Origin of the sequence: Allostigmatella hybrida (assembly GCF_020103775.1) — a bacterium.
In the GTDB taxonomy this organism is placed as follows: domain Bacteria; phylum Myxococcota; class Myxococcia; order Myxococcales; family Myxococcaceae; genus Hyalangium; species Hyalangium aurantiaca.
Map to the genome: position 1 here is coordinate 14289 of NZ_JAHXBH010000007.1, position 20227 is coordinate 34515.

General features: G+C 69.4%; 17 protein-coding genes. 9 read left to right on the forward strand and 8 right to left on the reverse strand.

Annotated features, from left to right (window positions below):
- Positions 1-333 precede the first annotated feature (333 nt).
- Together KY661_RS14280 and KY661_RS14285 are read left to right on the forward strand one after the other, a co-directional pair.
- Positions 334-5994, forward strand: coding sequence for a S8 family serine peptidase (locus tag KY661_RS14280; RefSeq protein ID WP_225410729.1), 5661 nt, complete (start codon positions 334-336; stop codon positions 5992-5994).
- A 133-nt stretch (positions 5995-6127) separates the two neighbouring features.
- Positions 6128-6499 carry a hypothetical protein gene (locus tag KY661_RS14285; protein WP_075010570.1) on the forward strand — a complete coding sequence of 124 codons (372 nt, stop codon included), beginning with the start codon at positions 6128-6130 and terminating at the stop codon, positions 6497-6499.
- 15 nt (positions 6500-6514) lie between these two features.
- Here KY661_RS14285 and KY661_RS14290 read toward each other — a convergent pair whose 3' ends face one another.
- From KY661_RS14290 to KY661_RS14320, 7 genes are read right to left on the reverse strand one after another with little or no spacing between them, the layout of a single operon-like run.
- Entirely contained in the window at positions 6515-7777 is a 1263-nt protein-coding gene (locus KY661_RS14290) for a spinster family MFS transporter (protein WP_225410730.1), read from the reverse strand.
- Positions 7778-7779: 2 nt separating this feature from the next.
- Positions 7780-8703, reverse strand: coding sequence for a Ppx/GppA phosphatase family protein (locus tag KY661_RS14295; protein ID WP_225410731.1), 924 nt, complete (start codon positions 8701-8703; stop codon positions 7780-7782).
- 14 nt (positions 8704-8717) lie between these two features.
- Entirely contained in the window at positions 8718-9905 is a 1188-nt protein-coding gene (locus tag KY661_RS14300; protein WP_225410732.1) for an aminotransferase class V-fold PLP-dependent enzyme, read from the reverse strand.
- On the reverse strand, positions 9902-11176 hold the full coding sequence (locus KY661_RS14305) for a DPP IV N-terminal domain-containing protein (RefSeq protein WP_225410733.1): 1275 nt from the start codon (positions 11174-11176) through the stop codon (positions 9902-9904). The genes KY661_RS14300 and KY661_RS14305 overlap by 4 nt, the downstream gene beginning before the upstream one ends.
- Entirely contained in the window at positions 11173-11952 is a 780-nt protein-coding gene (locus KY661_RS14310) for an energy transducer TonB (RefSeq protein ID WP_225410734.1), read from the reverse strand. The genes KY661_RS14305 and KY661_RS14310 overlap by 4 nt, the downstream gene beginning before the upstream one ends.
- Positions 11953-11955: 3 nt before the next feature.
- Entirely contained in the window at positions 11956-12441 is a 486-nt protein-coding gene (gene tolR / locus KY661_RS14315) for a protein TolR (protein WP_225410735.1), read from the reverse strand.
- Between the two features lie 14 nt (positions 12442-12455).
- Positions 12456-13163 (reverse strand): MotA/TolQ/ExbB proton channel family protein, encoded by a 708-nt coding sequence (locus KY661_RS14320; RefSeq protein WP_075010577.1) that lies wholly within the window; start codon positions 13161-13163, stop codon positions 12456-12458.
- A 148-nt stretch (positions 13164-13311) separates the two neighbouring features.
- On the opposite strand from KY661_RS14320, the gene KY661_RS14325 reads away from it, so the two are divergent.
- Together KY661_RS14325 and murI are read left to right on the forward strand one after the other, a co-directional pair.
- Positions 13312-14310, forward strand: a complete 999-nt coding sequence (locus tag KY661_RS14325; RefSeq protein WP_225410736.1) for a hypothetical protein — start codon at positions 13312-13314, stop codon at positions 14308-14310.
- Between the two features lie 111 nt (positions 14311-14421).
- Complete coding sequence (gene murI, locus KY661_RS14330; RefSeq protein ID WP_225410737.1) at positions 14422-15234, forward strand: glutamate racemase; 813 nt, start codon at positions 14422-14424, stop codon at positions 15232-15234.
- Here the strand turns inward: murI and carF are convergent.
- The gene (gene carF / locus KY661_RS14335; protein WP_225410738.1) at positions 15231-16076 is read right to left on the reverse strand and encodes a plasmanylethanolamine desaturase; all 846 of its coding nucleotides are present in this window, start codon (positions 16074-16076) and stop codon (positions 15231-15233) included. The two genes, murI and carF, sit on opposite strands and share 4 nt — an antisense overlap.
- Positions 16077-16313: 237 nt before the next feature.
- Between carF and KY661_RS14340 the strand changes: the two genes are divergently transcribed.
- The 5 genes from KY661_RS14340 (at position 16314) to KY661_RS14360 (ending at position 20186) form a co-directional block, all read left to right on the forward strand.
- Complete coding sequence (locus KY661_RS14340) at positions 16314-16862, forward strand: hypothetical protein (protein WP_225410739.1); 549 nt, start codon at positions 16314-16316, stop codon at positions 16860-16862.
- 117 nt (positions 16863-16979) lie between these two features.
- On the forward strand, positions 16980-17387 hold the full coding sequence (locus KY661_RS14345) for a PAS domain-containing protein (protein WP_225410740.1): 408 nt from the start codon (positions 16980-16982) through the stop codon (positions 17385-17387).
- 95 nt (positions 17388-17482) lie between these two features.
- The gene (ftsE, locus tag KY661_RS14350) at positions 17483-18178 is read left to right on the forward strand and encodes a cell division ATP-binding protein FtsE (RefSeq protein ID WP_225410741.1); all 696 of its coding nucleotides are present in this window, start codon (positions 17483-17485) and stop codon (positions 18176-18178) included.
- Entirely contained in the window at positions 18175-19077 is a 903-nt protein-coding gene (locus KY661_RS14355; protein WP_225410742.1) for a cell division protein FtsX, read from the forward strand. The genes ftsE and KY661_RS14355 overlap by 4 nt, the downstream gene beginning before the upstream one ends.
- A complete protein-coding gene (locus tag KY661_RS14360) occupies positions 19074-20186 on the forward strand; it encodes a murein hydrolase activator EnvC family protein (protein WP_225410743.1) in 1113 nt (370 codons plus the stop codon). The genes KY661_RS14355 and KY661_RS14360 overlap by 4 nt, the downstream gene beginning before the upstream one ends.
- The last annotated feature ends 41 nt before the right edge of the window (positions 20187-20227 follow it).

Here is a 20227-nt window from a genome sequence, read left to right on the forward strand (position 1 = left end):
TGCTTGCCTGGATGCTACGGGCCGGTGCAACACGTGTGTTCCCGTACGTCTGGTTTAACGGCCAAGACCCGTTATTCCAATTTCAAGCATCACGGATTATTGGTGACGATTTGAAAACAGAGGGCCGGTCGTGCTACCCCTAGTGAACCGGCCAGCGTGACGACTCTTCAACAGAAGCGAAGTCACATGGCTGGTTCTACATCGAGCGCCTTCTGGGCCCTCCCTGGAAGCGCGCTCGTTTCTCGGGGCTAAACGATGACGAAATCAGTAACCCGTCCGCTCGGAACGGGCATTCGTGCGCGCAGCGCGAAGACCCTCGGAGCGGTATGGATCATGGCTGCTCTGGCTTGTGAAGGGCCGGGCACCTCCTCCACCTCCCAGCAGACCGATGGCTATCAGGCCAACACCGCGGCCCACAAGGTGCAGCTCAGCGCGGCGCAGGTTGCCCAGCTGGAGAAGAGCGGCGCCAAGTTCCAGGTGATTGGCGACTACGGCTCCTTCAAGCTCGTGCAGGCCGATGATCAGGCCCTGTCGGCGCTGCCCGCTTCGTCCGTGGAGCTCCGCGACAACTACAACGAGATCCTGCTGAACGCCGGTGTCATCCACACCGCGACGGAGCACGGCCAGTCCCTGCGCGGCATGCGCCCGCTGGCCTTCAGCAAGGGCCTGCACATCGTGCAGTTCGCCGGTCCCGTGAAGCCCGAGTGGTACAAGGAGCTCGAGAAGACGGGCGTCCGGATCGTCACCTACATCCCCAACAACGCGTACATCGTCTACGGGGACGCGGCGGCGCTCAGCAAGCTGGACTCGCACGTGCGTGCCTCGCGCGTCATCCAGTGGAACGGCGACTACCTCAACGACTACAAGCTGGATCCGACCGCGTACAAGTCCGAGACGCCGACGTTCGCCATCCAGCTCGTGAAGGACGCCGAGGTCAACCAGGCCACGCTGGCGCTCATCAACAAGCTGCAGTCGCGTGATGGGAAGATCCGCGAGAGCCAGGGCTACGTGAACGTCGTGGCCCACCTGACGCGCGAGAACCTGTTCGCCCTCGCCGAGCGGCCGGACGTCATCTCCATCCAGCCGTACTTCACGCCGCGCAAGTTCGACGAGCGGCAGAACATGATCGTCAGCGGGAACCTGTCCGGCAACGGCATCACCGGCCCGGGTTACCTGCAGTGGCTGCAGTCCAAGGGCTTCAACACGAACCAGATCGCCGACTTCGGCGTGGACGTGTCGGACAGCGGCCTGGACAACGGCTCGCAGACGCCCAACCACTTCGCGCTCTACGCCGGTGGCAGCGTCTCCAACACCAGCCGCGTCGTCTACAACCGCCTGGAAGGCTCGCCGAACTCCGGCAGCACCATTCAGGGCTGTGACGGCCACGGTACGGTGAACTCGCACATCGTCGGCGGCTACGCCGCGCTGTCCGGTGCGCCGCACACGGACGCGTCGGGCTATGCCTACGGCCTGGGCGTGGCGCCCTTCGTGAAGCTGGGCTCGTCGGTGGTCTTCGACCCGGGCTCGTTCACGGACCCCGTGTACGAGGACCTGCAGTCGCGCGCCTACAACGATGGCATGCGCGTCAGCAGCAACAGCTGGGGCGCCAGCTCCAACGCGTACAACGTCGACGCGCAGGCGTACGACGCGCTGGTGCGTGACGCGCAGCCCGAGGGCTCCGCGCAGGCCAACCCAGGCAACCAGGAGATGGTCATCCTGTTCGCCGCAGGCAACAGCGGCTCGGGGGCCAACACGGTCGGCACGCCGGGCACCGCGAAGAACATCATCACGGTCGGCGCCTCCGAGAACGTCCACCCCTTCGGTGGTCCGGATGCGTGCTCCACGGGTGACAACGAGGCGGACTCCGCGAACGACATCGTGGGCTTCTCCAGCCGCGGCCCGACCTCCGACGGCCGCAAGAAGCCGGACATCGTGGCGCCGGGTACCCACGTCTCGGGCGGTATGGCCCAGACCGAGGGCCAGCGCAGCGGCACCCCGGCCAATCCGCTGGGTGACGCGCTGCCGTGCTTCGACGCCTCGGGCGTGTGCGCGGGCTACAACAGCGACTTCCACCCGCCGGGCCAGGAGTGGTACTCGGCCTCCTCCGGCACCAGCCACTCGACCCCGGCCGTGGCCGGCGGCGCGGCGCTGGTCCGCCAGTACTTCATCAACAAGGCCCTCACGCCCCCCAGCGCGGCGATGACCAAGGCCTACCTGATGAACTCCGCCCACTACATGACGGGCACGGGCGCCAACGACAACCTGTTCTCGAACAACCAGGGCATGGGTCTCATGGACCTGGGCTTCGCGTTCGATGGGACGCCGCGTCTGCTCAACGACCAGACCGAGGCGAACCTCTTCACCGCGACGGGCCAGACCCGCACCTTCGAGGGCACGCTCGCCGACACCACCAAGCCCTTCCGCGTCACGCTGGCGTGGACGGACGCGCCGGGTGCCACGAGCGGCAGCGCCTGGAAGAACAACCTGGACCTGTCGGTCACCATCGGCGGCGTCACCTACAAGGGCAACGTCTTCGACAAGGGCGCCTCCATGGCCGGCGGTACGGCCGATGAGCGCAACAACGCCGAGAGCGTGTTCGTGCCGGCCGGCGTGACGGGCAACTACACCGTCACGGTCACGGCGACCAACATCAACTCGGACGGCGTGCCGGCCAACAGCACGGCGCTGGACCAGGACTTCGCGCTCGTCGTCTACAACAGCTGCGACGACGCGGGCGAGGTTCCCACCGGTGTGACGGCCACCGTCTCGGGCGACAACAAGATCGACGTGGCGTGGACGACCAACAGCTCCGCCAGCTACGCCATCTACCGTGCCACCACCGCGGGCGGCCCCTACACCCGCGTGGCCACGGCGACGTCCTCTCCCTACACCGACACCACCGTCTCCGGTGGCACCACGTACTACTACGTCGTTCGCGGCGTGGAGTGCGCTGAGTCGGCCAACTCCAACGAGTCCTCGGCCACCGCCACCGGCGTGTGCACGCTGCTGCCCACGTTCGCGGGCGTCACCTCGGTGACCAACGCGGCGGAGGCCACGTGCGGCACCACGGTGAACTGGGCCGCGGGCAGCGCCTCGTGCGGCGGTACCCTGAGCTACAACGTCTACCGCAGCACCACGGCGAACTTCACCCCGTCCGAGGCCAACCGCATCGCCACGGGCGTCACCGGCACCAGCTTCTCCGACACCCTGAACCTGACCCAGGGCACCACCTACCACTACGTGGTGCGCGCCGCTGAGTCCGGCATCGCCCCCACCCCGGTCGAGGAGCAGAACACCGTCCAGAAGTCCGCCGCCCCCACGGGTGTCATCACCCCGGGCCTGAACTTCTTCGACGACCTGGACGGCAACCGTCCGGCGACCCCGGCCGCGTACTGGATCGCCACGGCCACGGCCGGCAACGCGAACACGATCAACCTCGTGTCGGGCTGCCACTACCAGTCGGCGACCACCGCGTACCGCTTCGGCGCGCCGAACACCTCGTGCGGCGGCACCTACCCCATCAGCACGGACGCCACCCTGTCGCTGGGCGGCAACGGCTCGGTCTCGCCCTCCATCAATGGCTTCACCATCGATGCGTCGGCCACCGAGGCGAAGATGACCTTCAACCTCTGGTACAACTTCGAGAAGGACTACGACGGCGCCTACCTCGCCTACAGCACCACCGCGGCGACGGGCCCCTGGACGGCCATCTCGGACGTTGTGTCCGCCACCCAGCCGTACGTCTCGGCGGGCGGCTATGACGGCGCGCTCAAGAGCAGCACGACCACCCGCATCTGGACGACCCAGAACCAGGGTGCGAACGGCTCGCTCAAGGCGGTCACCGTCGACCTGAAGGCGCTGGCGGGCAAGAAGGTGTGGTTCGCGTTCCGCTTCTACGCCGACAACCTCTACAACTACGAGGGTGTCTACATCGATGACGTCCGCCTCAAGGCCGACAACATCGCCGCCTGCACCACCAACACGCCTCCTCCGGGCCCGGCGGTGGGCTACAAGATCACCGACCTGCCGGCCTCCGCGATGGCGGGCTCCCCGGTCACCTTCACGGTCACGGCGCTGGATGCCGTGGGCCAGACGGCGACGGGCTACACGGGCAGCGCGTCCTTCACCAGCTCGGATCCCCAGGCGGTGCTGCCGGCTCCCGCGGCCTTCACGGCCGGTGTGGCCAGCAACGTGAGCATCACCTTCAAGACGCTGGGCAAGCAGACCGTGACCGCCAAGGACACGGTGACGGCCTCCATCATGGGCACCGGTAGCACCACGGTGACCCCGGGTGCCCCCGCGGGCATCGCCTTCACCGTGCAGCCGGCCACCGTCGGCGCGGGCGTGTCCATCGTGCCGGCCGTCAAGGTCGGTCTGGTGGATCAGTTCGGCAACCCGGTCACCACGGGCACGAACAAGATCACCGTGGCCCTGGGCAACAACCCGACGGGCGCCACGCTCGGCGGTACGCTCACGGTGACGGCGGTCAACGGCGTCGCCACCTTCAGCAACCTGACCCTGGACAAGGTCGGCACCGGCTACACGCTGGTGGCCACCGCCGAGGGCATCACGGGCGTCACCGCCACCAGCGCGGCGTTCACGGTGACCGCGGGTCCTGCGGCCAAGCTGGCCTTCATCAAGCAGCCGTCCAACGGCCCCGTGGGCATCCTCAACGAGGTCCAGGTCGCGGTGCAGGACAAGTTCGGCAACATCAACACCACCTCCACGGCGGAAGTCACCCTCGCGCTGGATGCCAATCCGGCTGGCGGCACGCTGACCGGCACCACCAAGGTGGCGGCGGTGGCGGGTGTGGCCACGTTCAAGAACCTGCGGATCACCAAGCTCGGCACCGGCTACACGCTGGCGGCGACCTCGGGCACGCTGACCAAGGCGGTCAGCAGCCCGTTCGATCTCGGCGCGGCGCCTCCGTTCCGGGCGCGCTTCACCACCCAGCCGAGCAACACCACCGCGGGCACGCCGATCAGCCCGGCCGTGCAGGTCACCCTGTACGACGAGTTCGACAACGTCTCCACGGGTGCGACGACCCCCGTGTCCATCGCCCTGGCCAGCAACCCGAGCGGCGCCTCGCTGAACGGCGTCACGACGGTCATCCCGGTCAACGGCATCGCGGTCTTCGACGACCTCGAGGTGGATCGCGCCGGTTCGAACTACACCCTGGTGGCGGGCGCCAGCGGCCTCTACCCGGACACGAGCAAGGGCTTCAACGTGGCCCCGGGCTCGGGCACGTCGGTGACCAAGCTGGTCTTCCGCGCGGCCCCCACCTCCGTGGTGGCTGGCGAGACGCTGGCTGAGGTCCAGGTGGAGCTGCAGGACTCGCAGGGTCGCGTCATCACCAACGGCACGCACACTGTGACGCTGTACCTGGGCACCAACCCGACGGGGGCGTCGCTGCTGGGCGCCACCTCGGCCTCCACGGTCAACGGCGTGGCGACGTTCACCGACCTGTCGGTTCGCAAGGCGGGCGAGGGCTACACGCTGCGCGCGAGCGCTCCGACGTTCCAGAGCGCGGTGAGCGCGGCGTTCACGGTGACGCCGGCCGCGGCGGCCTCCTACAAGCTGGCGCTCCCCGCGAGCGTTCCGGCCGGTACGGAAGTGACGCTCACGGCCACGGCCTACGATGCGTTCCGCAACGTGGCCACCCCGTACGCGGGTGCGGCCAAGGTGACCAGCTCGGATGCGGCGGCGACGTTCCCCGCGACCGTGCAGTTCGCCGGCGGCAAGGCCAGCTTCACGGTGAAGTTCGCCACGGGTGGTCTCAACACCATCACCGTGACGGATGCCACCACGGAGAGCCTGTCCGCGTCGATCCAGACCAACACCACGACGTCCTCCGGCGACGGTGGCGGCGACGACGATGACGACGATTCTGGCTGCAGCGCCACGTCCGGCACTGACGCCAGCATCTACCTGGGCCTCCTGGTCCTGGCGAAGTACGCGCTGGGCCGGAAGCGCCGCGGGCAGCTCGCGGCCTAAGGGCTGACGCAGCCCCAGGCGCCCCTCGCGGGGGGCCTGGGGTGTGCCGGGCGCAGCCGCCTGGCGGATGAATGAACGCGCTGGTGGGAACGTCTCCCGCCAGCGCGTTTTCTTTTTGGGAAGGAGCGTCCCGATGGTGCTGGCAGGCCGTGTGTGGGTGGCCCTCATGCTGGTGGCGAGCCCGGCGAAGCCGGCGTCCACCGAGGCCCTGAAGCAGAAGGCGGAGCGGCTCGAGGCCGAGGCGCGGGCGCTGGTGAACCCGGAGGGTTGCTCGAAGGTGGAGGAGTGCGAGCTGGCGGGGCTTGGCCAGAAGGCCTGCGGCGGGCCGCGCACCTTCGTCGTCTACTGCTCCCGGACGACGGATGCGAAGGCCCTGCAGACCAAGCTCGAGGCCCTGCTGAAGGCCGAGCGGGAGTGGCAGGAGGCCGCGGGCATCATGTCCAACTGTGCCCTGACGCGGCGGCCGCGCCCCCAGTGGGTGGAGGGCGTCTGCCGCATCCGGTAGGCCCCGCGGGACGGCTCAGCGCGGCGCGGGCGCCGCCACGCGGAAGAGCTTGGCGCCCACGAGCAGGGCGAAGCCGCCGAACAGCACCGGCAGCGCGTTCCACTCGATGGCGGCGCTCAGACTGGACATGTCGGCCACGATGCCGATGAGCGTGGGGGAGATGGCGTCGCCCAGCATGTGAATGCAGAGCACGTTGAGCCCCATGGCGAAGGCGCGGAAGGCGGGCGGCACGCAGTTGACGATGGCCGCGTTGATGGGGCCGCTGTTGAGGAAGATGAAGAACTGCGCCAGGGCGATGGTGGCGAACATCGCCGGCTCCGACTCCAGGTTGACCGCCACGAACATGCACGGCGCGGCGATCAGCAGCCCCACGCCGGACATCCCCAGGCCGCCGCCCTCGCGCTTGCGGTCCAGCCGGTCTCCCAGCCAGCCTCCCGCCAAGGTGCCCAGCAGGCCCGCGGTGGCGGTGATGGCGCCGAAGATGAAGCTGGCCCGGTCCCCGGGCATGCCCCGGGCCTTCTCCATATAGGTGGGCATCCAGAAGCCCAGGCCGCCAATGGAGAACGTCATCAACGTGTAGCCCAGCGTGGTGGCCCAGAAGGCCTTGTTGCTGGCCAGGCCCGCCAGGCCCTCCTTGAAGGGCATCTTCGTCCGGGCGCCCGGCTCGTCCATGGCCCCGCGCTGGGGCTCGGGCATGAAGAAGGCCAGGGCGCCCAGGAGCAGGCCGGGCACGCCGCCCGCGTAGAAGGCCACGTGCCAGGAGTAGCTCGCCGTAAGCCAGCCGCCCAGGCCGTAGCCCATCGCCGCGCCCACGGGGATGGCGATGTAGAAGAACGAGAGCATCCGCGTGCGCTGCTCGCGGGGGTAGAGGTCCGAGATGATGGAGGGGGCCACGGCCCCGTACCCCGCCTCGCCGATGCCGATGAAGGCGCGCGCCACGAGCAGGGCCGTGAAGGACGAGGCCAGGCCCGAGGCGCCCGTGGCGAGGCTCCACAGCAGCACGCCCCCGGCCACCAGCAGCTTCCGGGGCACCCGGTCTCCCAGGTAGCCCCCCAGCGGGGAGGCCAGCATGAACACCACGATGAAGACGGTGCCCAGCAGGCCCGACTGGGTGTTGTTGATGCCGAACTCCGACTGAATGGCGGGCAGCGCGCTGGAGACGATGTACCGGTCGAGGTAGTTGACCAGGTTGATGAGCGTGAGGACGAAGAGGGCGTAGCCCGCGCGGACCGGGGGGGCCGGTGCGGCGGGAGGGACCACCACCGAGGGGAGGCTCATGGTCAGGCGGCTCCGAACCGGTGCGCCAGCAGCCCCCAGCGCAGGCCGCGGTCGCTCACGCGGCAGCCGCTGGCCTTCAGGGCGCGCATCGCCTCCAGCAGGATGAGCGCGCCCGCGGGGATGACGTCGGCGCGCTTGGGTTGCAGCCCCGGCAGGGCCCGGCGCTCCGCCAGCGGCAGCCCGCAGAGCCGGTCCGCGAGCCCCTCCACCTCGGAGCGCGTCAGCGTGCCGCCCTGGACGCGCTGGGCGTCATAGGGCTCGATGCGGTTCTGCACCGTGAAGAGGGTGGTCACCGTGCCGGCCACGCCCACCAGCGTCGAGCCCGGGGGCGGCGGGGGCAGGGAGGCGAAGGTGGAGCGCAGGAAGGCGGTGAGCTGCTCGCGCTCCCCGGCGGCGAGCGGATCCGCGTGGAGGAAGCGCTCGGTGAGGCGCACCGCGCCCACGTCGTAGCTGTGGCGGAAGTCCACCTGGCCCGCCGGGTTGCCGTAGATGAACTCGGTGGAGCCGCCGCCAATGTCGATGACCATCAGGGGGCCTGCCGCCTCGTGGGCGAAGTCCATGTGGACCGAGGCGAACGAGAGCTGGGCCTCCAGCGCCCCGGAGATGATCTCCACCGAGACGCCCGCGCGCTGCTGGGCGGCCTCCAGGAACTCGTGGCCATTCTGGGCATCCCGCGCGGCGCTGGTGGCGGACACGGCGATGCCCTGGGCGCCCAGGGCGCGGGCCTCCTGGGCAAAGGCGGTGAGGACCTCCAGCGTGGCCTCCATGCCCTCGGGGGACAGGCGGCGGCTCTGGTCGACGCCGCGGCCCAGCCGGGTGATTTCGGCACGCTCGAGCACGGCCTCGAAGCGGCCTTCCGGGGTGCGTTCCGCCACGAGGAGAAGAACGGAGTTGGTGCCCACATCAATGGTGGCAAAGCGAGGCATTGCCACCACACTACTCAACGCAAGAGCGCTTCCAAAGCCTCCGCGAGGCGCTGGTACTCCGTGTGGGTGTTGTAGAGCTGCGCGGACAGGCGCAGGTGGCGCTGGGGCGCCTGGGGCCAGGGGATGATGGGCACCTCGATGTGGTGCTCGGTGATGAGCCGGTCCTGGAGCGGATCCCGGTAGTAGGGGGGCGGGGGCGAGGTGGGGTAGCCGTCCGGCAGGGCCACGGTGGCCATCGAGCCCACCATCTCGTCCGGACAGTGGGGCTGTACGCCGAGCCGCTCGCACAGCAGCTTCCGGGCGGCGAGGGCCTTGGCGTGGTTGTCGGCCATGATCGCGGGCCAGCCGCCGGGCAGCATTCGCTCCAGGGTGCGCAGGGCATGGGGAACGCAGAGCGCGGGGGTGGGGTCCGCCGTTCCGGTCCAGTCAAAGTCCAGCCGGAAGCGCGAGCGGTCCTGGCGCGTCGAGTTGTGGCCGTGGCTCACCGACAGGGGCTTGAGGTCCTCCTGGAGATCCCTGCGGACGTGGAGGAAGGCGGCGCCCTTGGGGGCACACAGCCACTTGTGGCAGTTGCCGGTGTAGTAGCCGGCGTTCAGGGTCCGCAGGGACAGGGGCACCTGCCCGGGGGCATGGGCGCCATCGACCAGCGTCTCCACGCCCCGCGCGCGCAGGGCCTGGACGAGCTCCTGCAGGGGAAGGAGGAGCGCCGTCTGGCTGGTGATGTGGTCGACGAGGAACAGCCGGGTGCGGGGCGTCACGCGCGCGAGCACGGCCTCCACCACGGCTGCGGGGGTGGGCGAGGGCCAGGGCAGCGCCGCGGTTACCACCTGGGCGCCGGAGCGGCTGGCCACCCAGTCCAGCGCGTTGCGGGAGGCGTTGTACTCGTGGTCGGTGGTGAGCAGCTCGTCCCCGGGGGCGAAGCGCAGCGAGCGCAGCACCGCGTTCACCCCGGAGGTGGCGTTGCTCACGAAGCTGAGGTCATCCGGGTCCGCGTCCAGGAAGGAGGCCAGGGCGGTGCGGGCCTCATCGAGCCGCCCCTCGTACTCCCGGACGAAGAAGCGCATGGGCGAGGCTTCCAGGTGCGCGCGCAGCTCGGATTGCACCTGGAGCACGGCGGTGGGGCAGGCCCCATACGCGCCGTGGTTGAGGTAGACGATTTCGGGGGCGAGGGACCAGTGGGCGCGGAAGGGCGAGACGCTCATGGCGCCCAGTCTGGGGTGAGTCCGCCTCCTTTTTCCATGGGAAGCGCGAGCGGATTGTTGCCCTCGGCCGTCATCACGAAGAGCTGGCCCGCCCCGTTGCGCGTGGAGCTGAAGAGGATGAGGCGCCCGTTGGGGGAGAAGACCGGCTCCTCGTTGTTGCCCTGGTCCTGCGTCAGCCGGGAAATCTTGCCCGTGTCCACGTTCACCGTGAACAGGTCGAAGGCGTTGCGCTCATCGCGCGCGGTGAAGGCGATGAGATCGCCCCGCGGAGACCAGTCCGGGGTCTGGTTGTAGTTGCCCTGGAAGGTCAACCGGCGGGCGTTCGTCCCATCCGCGTTCATCACGTAGATCTGCGGCGAGCCGCCCCGGTTGGACACGAAGGCGATGCGCTTGCCGTCCGGCGACCAGGTGGGGCTGGAGTTGATGCCGTAGGGGGTGTCGGTGATGCGCTTGGGCTCGCTCCCGTCCACGTTGGCCAGGTAGATCTGCGTGCTCTCGCCCTGCGCCTGCGCGTAGGCGATGCGCTTGCCATCCGGGGAGAACGCCACGCCGGTGGCCATCTGCCCGTTCTGGACGATGGCCTGGGCCTGGCCCCCGGTCTTCTGGAGGTAGAGGTCCGGTTGGCCCTTGCGGTACGAGGTGTAGGCCACGGTGCCGTCGGTGCCCAGGGCGGGCAGCAGGTTGATGCCGCCGCTGGTGAGGGCGCGCGCGTTGTGGCCATCCCAGTCGGCCGTCCACACGTCCCGGTTGTCGCGCGCCTTGCGCACGAACACGATGCGGGACAGGAAGGGGCTCGGCTCCCGGGTGAGGTGGCGGTAGAGGGCATCGGCCAGGAAGTGCGCGAGCTGCCGGGGCTCGGAGGCGGGCACGGCGTGGCTGGCCTTGAAGTCCTCCCGGCCGGAGCCCACGTTGAACAGGCGCAGCTCGCCGCGCAGCGTGCCGCCCTCGGCGCCGAGCTGCACCTTCACGAGCGACTCGGCGCCCACGTCCGCCCAGCGCGCGAAGTTGATGCTGCCCGCGGTGATGCCCTCCTTGGCATCCGCGGTGAAGCTGGCGCGGTCCAGCACCTGGAACAGGCCCGAGGCCCGGAGGTCGAACAGGAACGGGGCGTCGAAGTCCGCGGTGGCCTTCTTGCCCCCGTCATCCACGGACTGGGGGGCGGGGTAGGCGAGCGGCAGGGGGCGGAAGTTGGCGCCGGAGATTTGAATGACCGGGGCCTGGGCGAAGGCCGCCAGGGGCAGGAGCAGCAGCGACAGCAGCAGGGCTTTCATGGACGGAACTCCAGGACGACGCCCTGTTTCTGGAGCGCGTCACGCAGATGGGCGGGGGGCGGCGAGAACGGAGAGGCCTTCTTCACCGCGGCCAGTACGGAGGAATCGAAGAGATCATTCCCGCTGGAGGCCACCAAGCGCGTCTCCAGCACCTCCCCGGTACGGCCCAGGCGCATCTGCACCTGGGCCTTGAGGTGGAGGCGCTCGGACTCGGGGATGGTGTCCGCGACGTTGTAGTTGCGGCGCACCTGGGTGGACAGGAGCGCGTAGTAGCGCTCGCCCTCGGCGATGGCCGAGTCGCCATCCGGGTCGCCATCCTCGGCGCCCTCCAGCTCCTCGGGCTCGGTGGGCTTCTGGGCGGTCTTGTCGAAGGCGCCGAAGAGCCGCTTGCGCCGGTCCTCGCCCGTGGCCTCGCCCTTCTGGGGCGCGGGGGGCGGCGTGGCGGGCTTCAGCCCAGGCACGGGCACGGCCACCTTCTCCACGGGCGGGGGAGGGGCGGGGGTTGGCGCGGGCGGCGCTTTGACTTCCTTGGGCGGCGGCGGGGGCTGCTCCTTGCGGGGCAGCAGCTTGGGGTCGCGCGGCTTGCCCTGGCGCACCAGCGTGGCGCGGATGACCGGAGGGTTGGGGGCCACCTTCGGCTGGGCCGTCAGGTGCGTGTAGAGGGCCGCGACGGCCAGCAGCAGGACGTGGCCTCCCACGGACAGCCCGATGAACAGTCCTGCCCGCGACGGGCGGGCCGCAAGCATGCTCTGGGAGACGGCCGGGTGCAGGGTCATGGGCTAGCGCTTCGCTTCCTTCTTTCCCCCTTTGGACGCCGGGGGCGGGGGCGCCGGGTCCGTGCGGTTGCCCTTGGCGGAGGGGTCGGTGATCATCCCCACGTTGGTGATGCCCGCGCGCTGGGCGGCGGCCATGACCTCCACGACGACGCCGTAGGGCACGTCGCGGTCCGCGTGCAGGTAGACTTCCTTCTCGGCCTGCGCCTTGGCGTTGGCGGCCAGCTTCGTCTCCAGCTCCTCCAGGAGCACCTCCGCATCCCCGATGAAGACGCGCCGGCCGGCGTCGATGGAGAGCACGAGCTTCTTCTCGGCGGCCTCCACCGGGGCGGCCTTCGCCTCGGGCAGGTTGACCTTGACGCCCTGCTGGATGAGCGGCGCGGTCACCATGAAGATGATGAGCAGCACCAGCATCACGTCCACCATGGGCGTGACGTTGATCTCGCTCATGGTGACGCGGCCCTGGCCCTTGTTGCCTCCACCCATGCCCATGGCGCGCCCGGCTCCTACTTGAAGAAGTGCCGCTTGATGATGTTCAGGAAGTCGGCGGAGAAGTTGGACATCTCCGTGTCGAAGATCTTGATGCGGCTGACGAACGAGTTGTAGGCGACCACCGCGGGAATCGCGGCGAAGAGGCCCGCGGCCGTGGCGAACAGCGCGTTGCCCACGGGGGCGGCCACCGTGGACAGCGTGGCGTTGCCCTTGTCGGCGATTTCATTGAAGGCGTTGAGGATGCCCACCACCGTGCCGAACAGCCCCACGAAGGGGGCCGCGGCGCCCACGGTGCCCAAAAACGGCACGCGCGCCTCCAGTTCGGTGATTTGCGCCGTGGCGGCCCGGTGCAGCGCCCGCTCCACGTTCTCGATGCCCCCGAGCTTGTCGCTCATGGCCCCCTCGGGGCCTTCCTTGGCCTGGGCCAGCTTGGACAGCTCCTCGTAGCCCGCGCAGAACACCTTCGACAGCGGCGAGCCCTCCAGCCCCCGCGCCGTCTGGTAGATGCCCTCCAGCCGCGTGGCCTTCCAGAAGGTGTCTAGAAAGGTAAGCGACTGTGTGCGGGCCCGGGAGAGCTGGGTGGCCTTCATGACGATGAGGCCCCAGGACGCCACGGAGACGCCCATGAGCAGGATGAGCACGGCCAGCTCGATGAAGGACGCGCCGCGGAGAATCTCCACGTAGTTCATGGCGCCGAGCGCCAGGGGCAGGCGGAACATCATGGGTGCAGGCCGTAGCACTCCGATCCGGGGTGGTCAAACAAAGCAAAGGGGCTCGTCAGGCTGCCTGAATAAAACGCGGGGGGCGGCGTCCGAGAAGACACAACGGCCTGAACGCCCGGCCGCCTCTTCGAACGCCTGGACGCACCCCATGAACTCCCGACTGCTGCTCGCATTCCTCTGTCTCGCCTCCTTCTCCACGGGCTGTATCGTCGTCGACGATGACGATCGCGGGTACCCGGGGGATGTCTCGTTCCTGTGGACCTTCCAGGGGCTGCGCTGCGATCAGGCCCGCGACGTGTTCGGCGTGAACGTGGAGATTCCGGGCGAGCGCCTGCACAACGGGGGGCGCTTCGCCTGCAACACGGGCGGCGTGGATGGCATCACCCTGCACGACTTCCGGGCCGGTACGTACCCCTTCGTCCTTCGGGCCGTGGATGTGCACAACGTGGTGATTTACGAGGCCCAGGGCACCTTCCGCATCGACGGTAACACGACGGTGCGGGCCGACCTGATGGGCCAGGGGGACCCGGCCTCCTACGCGCTGCTGAACTGGACGTTCCCGGGCAACGCGAGCTGCGGCCAGGCCGGCGTGGCCTCGGTGGACATCACCCTGGATGAGCGGGATCCGGTGAACTTCCCCTGCATCGAGGGCCAGCGCTCGCCGGGCCTGGAGACGCCGGAACTGGAGCCGGGCTCGCACTTCATCGAGTTCATCGCCCGGGACTACGACGGCAACCCCCTCTACTACTTCAATGGGGAGCTGGTGACGCAGGCCTACAACCCGGTCTCCGCCTCCTTCAACCTGTACGCGGTGGGCGGGGCGGCCATCTCGTGGAAGTTCTCGGACGGCTCGGTGACGATGGACTGCAACCAGATCGACCCGTCGGGCTCGCTGGAGGTGAACGTCAACTTCCAGGACACGGCGACGGGCGAGTGGGTGTACGGGGCGCTGGGAGACTGGCAGGAGTGCCGCGCCAAGCCCATCACCTACAGCTTCCTGCGGCCGGGCTCCTACAAGGTCTCCCTGTACGCGAAGAAGGGCACTACCGAGTACCGCTCCAACAGCAACATGGCCCCCATCCTGGTCCGCGCCCACCAGTTCCCGCCCCCCAACCAGGCGCTCGAGGTGACGATGTTCCGCCGCTAACGGGCCGCCGGGCGGAGGGAAGAGGCGGGAGGGCTGGGGCGCAATCCCCGGCCCTCTTCGCTTTGCGGGGGAGGGTGGGGGTTGGCATCAAACGTGATAGGGAGCCCGGACATGCGGCAAAGCAGCCACGGTCCCATCGGGGTGTTCGACTCGGGCGTCGGAGGACTCACCGTCCTCAAGGCGCTGATGGAGCGCCTCCCTCACGAGAGCACCCTCTACCTGGGCGACACGGCGCGCGTGCCCTACGGCACCAAATCCGGCGAGGTGGTGACGCGCTACTCGCTCAAGAACGCGCAGTTCCTCCTGGAGAAGGGCATCAAGCTGCTGGTGGTGGCCTGCAACACGGCCTCCGCGGTGGCCCTGCCCGCGCTGGCGGCGGCGCTGCCGGTGCCGGTGATGGGCGTCATCGCGCCGGGGGCCCAGGCGGCCCTGCGCCGGACGAAGGGCGGCGGCGTGGGCGTCATCGGCACGCCGGGCACCATCCGCTCCGGGGCCTACCAGCGGGAGCTGCAGCGGGCGGACCCCCACGTGCCGGTGAAGGCGCGGGCCTGTCCGCTCTTCGTGCCCCTGGCCGAGGAGGGGTGGACGCAGGGAGACGTGCCGGCGCTGGTGGCGCGCGAGTACCTGGCGGACTTCGCCCGGGAGGGCGTGGACACCCTGGTGCTCGGGTGTACTCACTACCCGCTGCTCAAGGACGTCATCGCCCAGGTGGTGGGCCCGCGCGTGGCCCTGGTGGACTCGGCGGAGGCCACGGCGGAGGCGGTGGCCGCGCTGCTGGAGCGCACCCAGGAACTGGCACCGCCGGGTGGGGTGCCCGCTCACGGCTACTTCGTGACGGATGTGCCCGAGCGCTTCGTGGAGGTGGGGGCCCGCTTCCTGGGGCGCCCCATCGCCTCGGCCGAGCAGGTGGACCTGAGCTTCTAGCGGGGCAGGGCGCCGGGGGCGATCTGCTCCGGCTTCTCGGTGCTCTCCAGCAGGGCCTTGGCGGCCTGGACGACGGAGGCCTCCGCGTCCGTGGTCTTCAGCACGGCCTTGGCCGCCTCCGTGCCGATGTCGTCCTGGCGCGGCAGCATGCCGGTGGTCCACGTGACGAGCCGCTCCAGCGTGGGGAAGAAGCGGATCATCGTCAGCGGCTTGTTCAGCCAGCCCACGGTGATGCAGTAATACTTGTGGAAGGGCGCGGTGTGGTGGATGCCGTGGTGCGCGGGCGGCAGGATGAGGTGCACGCGCTGCAGGAAGCTCACCACCGGGCCCGGCGTGTCCAGGTGCGACCACTTGTGGAACTGGTTGGTCGCCATCACCCAGAAGATCATCGAGCCCAGGAACGCCGCGAGGAACACCCACGCCGGGCTGCTGTGCGGCATCACCAGCGTGGCGATGCCCACGGGGATGGAGATGGCACAGTTGTTGCCATTCGTCTCGATGAAGTCGTGACGGGTGATGGCCTTCTGGTCCACGTGGTGCTCACGGAAGGGCCGCACGAAGGCCTTGCCCAGCACGGGCATGGTGGTGGAGCCCCAGGTGTCCGCCATCCAGTGCACGAAGCCCGAGACGAAGTCCGCCGCCAGGTACCCCAGGAGGATGGCGCTCAGCAGCAGCCAGGGGCCCACGTGGGGGTTGCCCCACAGCAGGTACGCCAGCGTGAGCTCCAGTGCGAAGAAGATGGCGATGCTGCCGATGTCCATCAGGCGGATGGCGCGCGAGTAGCCCTGGGCCAGCGCATGAGCGTCCTGCTGACGCAGTTGATTTTGGAGGTTGTTCTTCATCGGACACCCAAGGCGCGGTCAACGCAGGAGGACACCACTGTTCACGGCCAGACGTACGTAGCCCAGGGGCCTTCAGGTTTTCAAGAACGTGCCCGGGGCTCGGACGCTCGGCGGGGGGGCACGGTTCCCATGCCCTGGAGGGCGGAAATCCGTCGTCCGGGGAGGGTAATGCGCACGAACTGTGTGACGCTAACTTGTCTCCCCGGGGGGGCGCTGCTAGCTTCCGCCGCCTTCGGCATGTCGAAAACCTTCGAGAAAGCCGTCACCGGCTTCAACCACAACATCAAGCACAAGGGGAAGGTTTACCACGTCCAGACCGAGGATTCGGGCGTGAACAATCCCCACATCATCACCCACCTGTTCGTGGGTGGGAACATCCTCGCCTCGAAGAAGACCTCCTACGCCGACATCCTCAACGCCGAGAATCTCGCCGAGGTCGTCCGTGAGCTGATGGAGGAGCAGCACAAGGAGATGCTGCGCAACCTCATCAACGGCGTGTACGACAGCTACGAGGCGGGTGCGCGCCACTACCAGCCCGGGCAGCTCGCCACCGATGACCCTCCCCCGGTGAAGGCCCCCGCCCAGGTGGCCCCGGTGGCCAAGCCGCCCCCACCGGCCGCCGCCGCCGCCCTGCCACCGGAAGTGGCCGCCGCCCGCGCGATGAAGATCCAGCCGAAGATCAACGAGGTGGGGGTAGAGACCCTCTTCGGCGAGGATCTCATCTCCGAGAAAAGCCTCGACGAGGTCATCCTCAGCTACCTGGCCGGCGAGGGCGATCCCCCGTAAGGCCCCTGCCTCTGCCCCGCAGGGCGGAGGCGTGACAAGCCCTGAACAGACTCTGTACAATTTCAGGGTGGTCATCCCGTCCCCGGCGGAGGGAGGCCCGTGGGGGGGGCTCGCCGCATGCGGCATCTGGTTCTGAGCGCGGAGTCTTTATCGGAAGAGCGTCTGAGCCGGCTGTCGCCCGAGGAGTTCGATGCGCTGCCGTTCGGGGCCATCAAGCTGGACGCCCAGGGGCAGGTGCTGGCCTACAACGCCGCGGAGTCCGCGTTCTCCCGGCGGACGGCGCCGTCCGTGCTGGGGCGGCGCTTCTTCGAGGACATCGCTCCGTGCACCAACGTGGCCGACTTCCGGGGGCGCTTCGATGCGCTCGTCGAGCGCGGGCGGGGCACGGAGAGCTTTGACTTCCAGTTCCGCTTCCGGTGGGGAACCCGCCATGTGCGCATCCGGCTGATGTTGCTGGGAGACGGCTCCCGCTGGGTGTTCGTCACCTCGCTGCTGGCCCCGATGTTCCTGCCCATGGAGGGGTAAGCGGGCCTCGGGCTCGGGCTCCCGTGCCCGGGGGCAGGCAGGGGAGCGCCACGGAGTGGAGCCAGGGGCCAGTTGGGGCCACAATCCCCGGGCCGATGATCCAGATCTTCCATGTGTACAAGTCGTATCCGGGGGACCCGCCGGTGCTCTCGGACGTCAACCTGCACGTCGAGAAGGGCGAGTTCATCTTCCTGACGGGCCCCTCGGGCGCGGGGAAGACCACGCTGCTGAAGCTCCTGTTCTGCGCGGAGAAGGCCACCAAGGGGCAGATCCTCGTGGGGGGCAAGAACATCGCGCGCATCCGCGAGTCGGCGGTGCCCTACCTGCGGCGCAACATCGGCGTGGTGTTCCAGGACTTCAAGCTGCTGCCCCACCGCACGGTGGAGGACAACGTCGCCTTCACCCTGGATGTGCTGGGCGTGCCCCGGGACGAGGCGCGCGACAAGGTCCACCGCATGCTCAAGCGGGTGGGGCTCGAGCACAAGGCCCGCTCGTACCCGCTGCGCCTGTCCGGTGGAGAGCAGCAGCGCGTCGTCATCGCGCGCGCGCTCGTCAATGATCCGACCATCCTCCTGGCCGACGAGCCCACGGGCAACCTGGACCCGGCGCTCACCGTGGAGATCATGGACCTGCTCAACCAGGTGAACATCCGCGGCACCACCGTGATGGTGGCCACGCACGACAGCACGCTGCTGGCGCGCTACCAGAAGCGCACCGTGCGGCTGGAGCGCGGCTTCATCGTCTCGGATGAGGACGGGGTGAAGGCGGCCCGGCGGATGGCGGCGGTATGACCGCGCTGGCCAAGGTCTCCTACTTCTGGCGCTCGGCGGCCGGAGGGCTGAAGCACTCCCCGTTCGTCCACTTCATCGCCATCACCACCATCGCCATCGCGCTGTTCGCCGCGGGGCTGACCCGCACCGCGGGCCATGCCCTGGATGGGCTGCTCGCCTCGCTGGGCGGGGAGGTGGAGGTGACGGTGTACCTGGCGCCCGAGCTGGCCCCGGAGCAGGTGGAGGCCATGCGCGGGACGCTGGAGGCCGCCAGTGGCGGCCGTGCCGTGCTGGTGAAGCCGGACGAGGCCCTGGACCGGCTGGCGCGGGAGCTGGGGGACCTGGGCGGGGCGCTCGCGCAGCTTCCCGAGAACCCGCTGCCGCCCTCCCTGGAACTGGCGGTGGCGCCCGAGCGCCGCACGCCCGAGGGGCTGGAGGCGCTCGCCCAGCAGGTCCGCACGCTGCCGGGAGTCACCGGCGTGGACTATGGCCAGGAGGCGGTGGAGCGGCTGACGGCCATCGCCCGGGCGCTGCGGTACGGCGGGGTGGTGGCCTTCGCGGTGGTGCTCTTCGCCACCATCATCATCGTGTCCGCCACGCTCCAGCTCGCCATCTACGCGCGGCGCGAGGAGATCGAAATCCAGAAGCTCGTGGGCGCCACGGACCGCTTCGTGAAGGCCCCGTTCCTCATTGAAGGGCTCCTTCAGGGGCTCCTGGGCGCCGGGGTCGCGCTCGCGGGGCTGTGGCTCTTCAGCCAGCTCGTGGGGCCCTCGTTGGCGTCGCTGTTCTCCTTCCTGCTGGGGCCTGCCTCGGGCGAGCCGCTGGTGAGCCCAGGGCTGGCGCTGGAGCTGGTGGCGGCCGGTGGCGGGCTGGGGCTGGTGGGCAGCTTCATCGCGGTGGGGCGCTTCCTGCGGGTATGAGCCGGGCACTTCTTCTCCTGCTGCTCCTGTCCCTTCCCGCGCTCGCCCAGGACGAGGCCGTGGAGCGGGCCACCGTGCGCGAGCAGCTCGCCGCGCAGCGGGCCACCGTGGCCCTCATCGAGTCCAAGCGCGTCTCCGTGCTGGAGGGCGTGGAGCTGCTGGAGCAGATGGTGAGCCTGTCGCGCCGGCGCGTGCAGGTGCTGGAGAAGGACCTGGCCGTCTTCCGCAAGCGCGTGGCGGTGGCCGAGCGCGAGGAGGCGGTGGCGCGCGAGGTGCTCCGGCAGCAGCTCCACCGGCTCTCGCCCCGCCTGCGCGCCATGTACCGGCTCACGCGCCGCGAGCCCCTGGAGGTGCTGCTGTCCTCGCGGGACTTCTCCTCGCTCGTCTGGCGCGCGCGGACGCTGGAGGCGACGATGAAGAGCGACCTGGAGCTGCTGCGCGCCGTGCAGCACGTGGCGCGGCTCCAGGGCCGGGCCCTGCGGGAGCTCAAGCGGCTCCAGGCCTCACTCACCTCGCGCATGGCCTTCATCAAGGAGCAGTCCGCGCTGGCCGAGCGGCAGCAGGAGTCCCTGCAAGAGGTGGTGGCCAACCTCGCGGGCGAGGCCGAGCTGGCCCGGCGCGTGGTGCGCGAGCTGGAGCAGGCGGACGCGGACCTGACGCGCATCATCGACGACATGGAGGCGGGGATTCCGGCCACCGGCTTCCGCTCGTTGCGCGGCAAGCTGCCCTTTCCCACCCCGGGCCTGGTGGAGGTGGGGTTCGGCCGGGTGGTGAACCCCCGCTTCAACACCGTCACCGTGCAGAAGGGGCTGGACATCCGGGCCCCCGCGGGCGCCCCGGTGCGCGCCGTGGCGGCCGGCAAGGTGGTCTACGCGGGCTGGCTGCGCGGCTATGGCAACCTGCTCATCCTCGACCACGGGGGCGGCTACCACTCGCTCATGGCCCACCTGGAGAACGTCTCGCCCGAGGTGGGCGCGGAGCTTCAGCCCGGGGATGAGGTGGGCACCGTGGGCGACACGGGTTCCTTGAAGGGGGCCTACCTCTACTTCGAGATTCGTCAGGACGGGCGGGCCGTGGACCCGAAGCCGTGGCTGCTTCCGGCCCCCTGAGAGGGAGCGTGGGGAGTTTCGGTTGTTGTGGAGGGGCACGG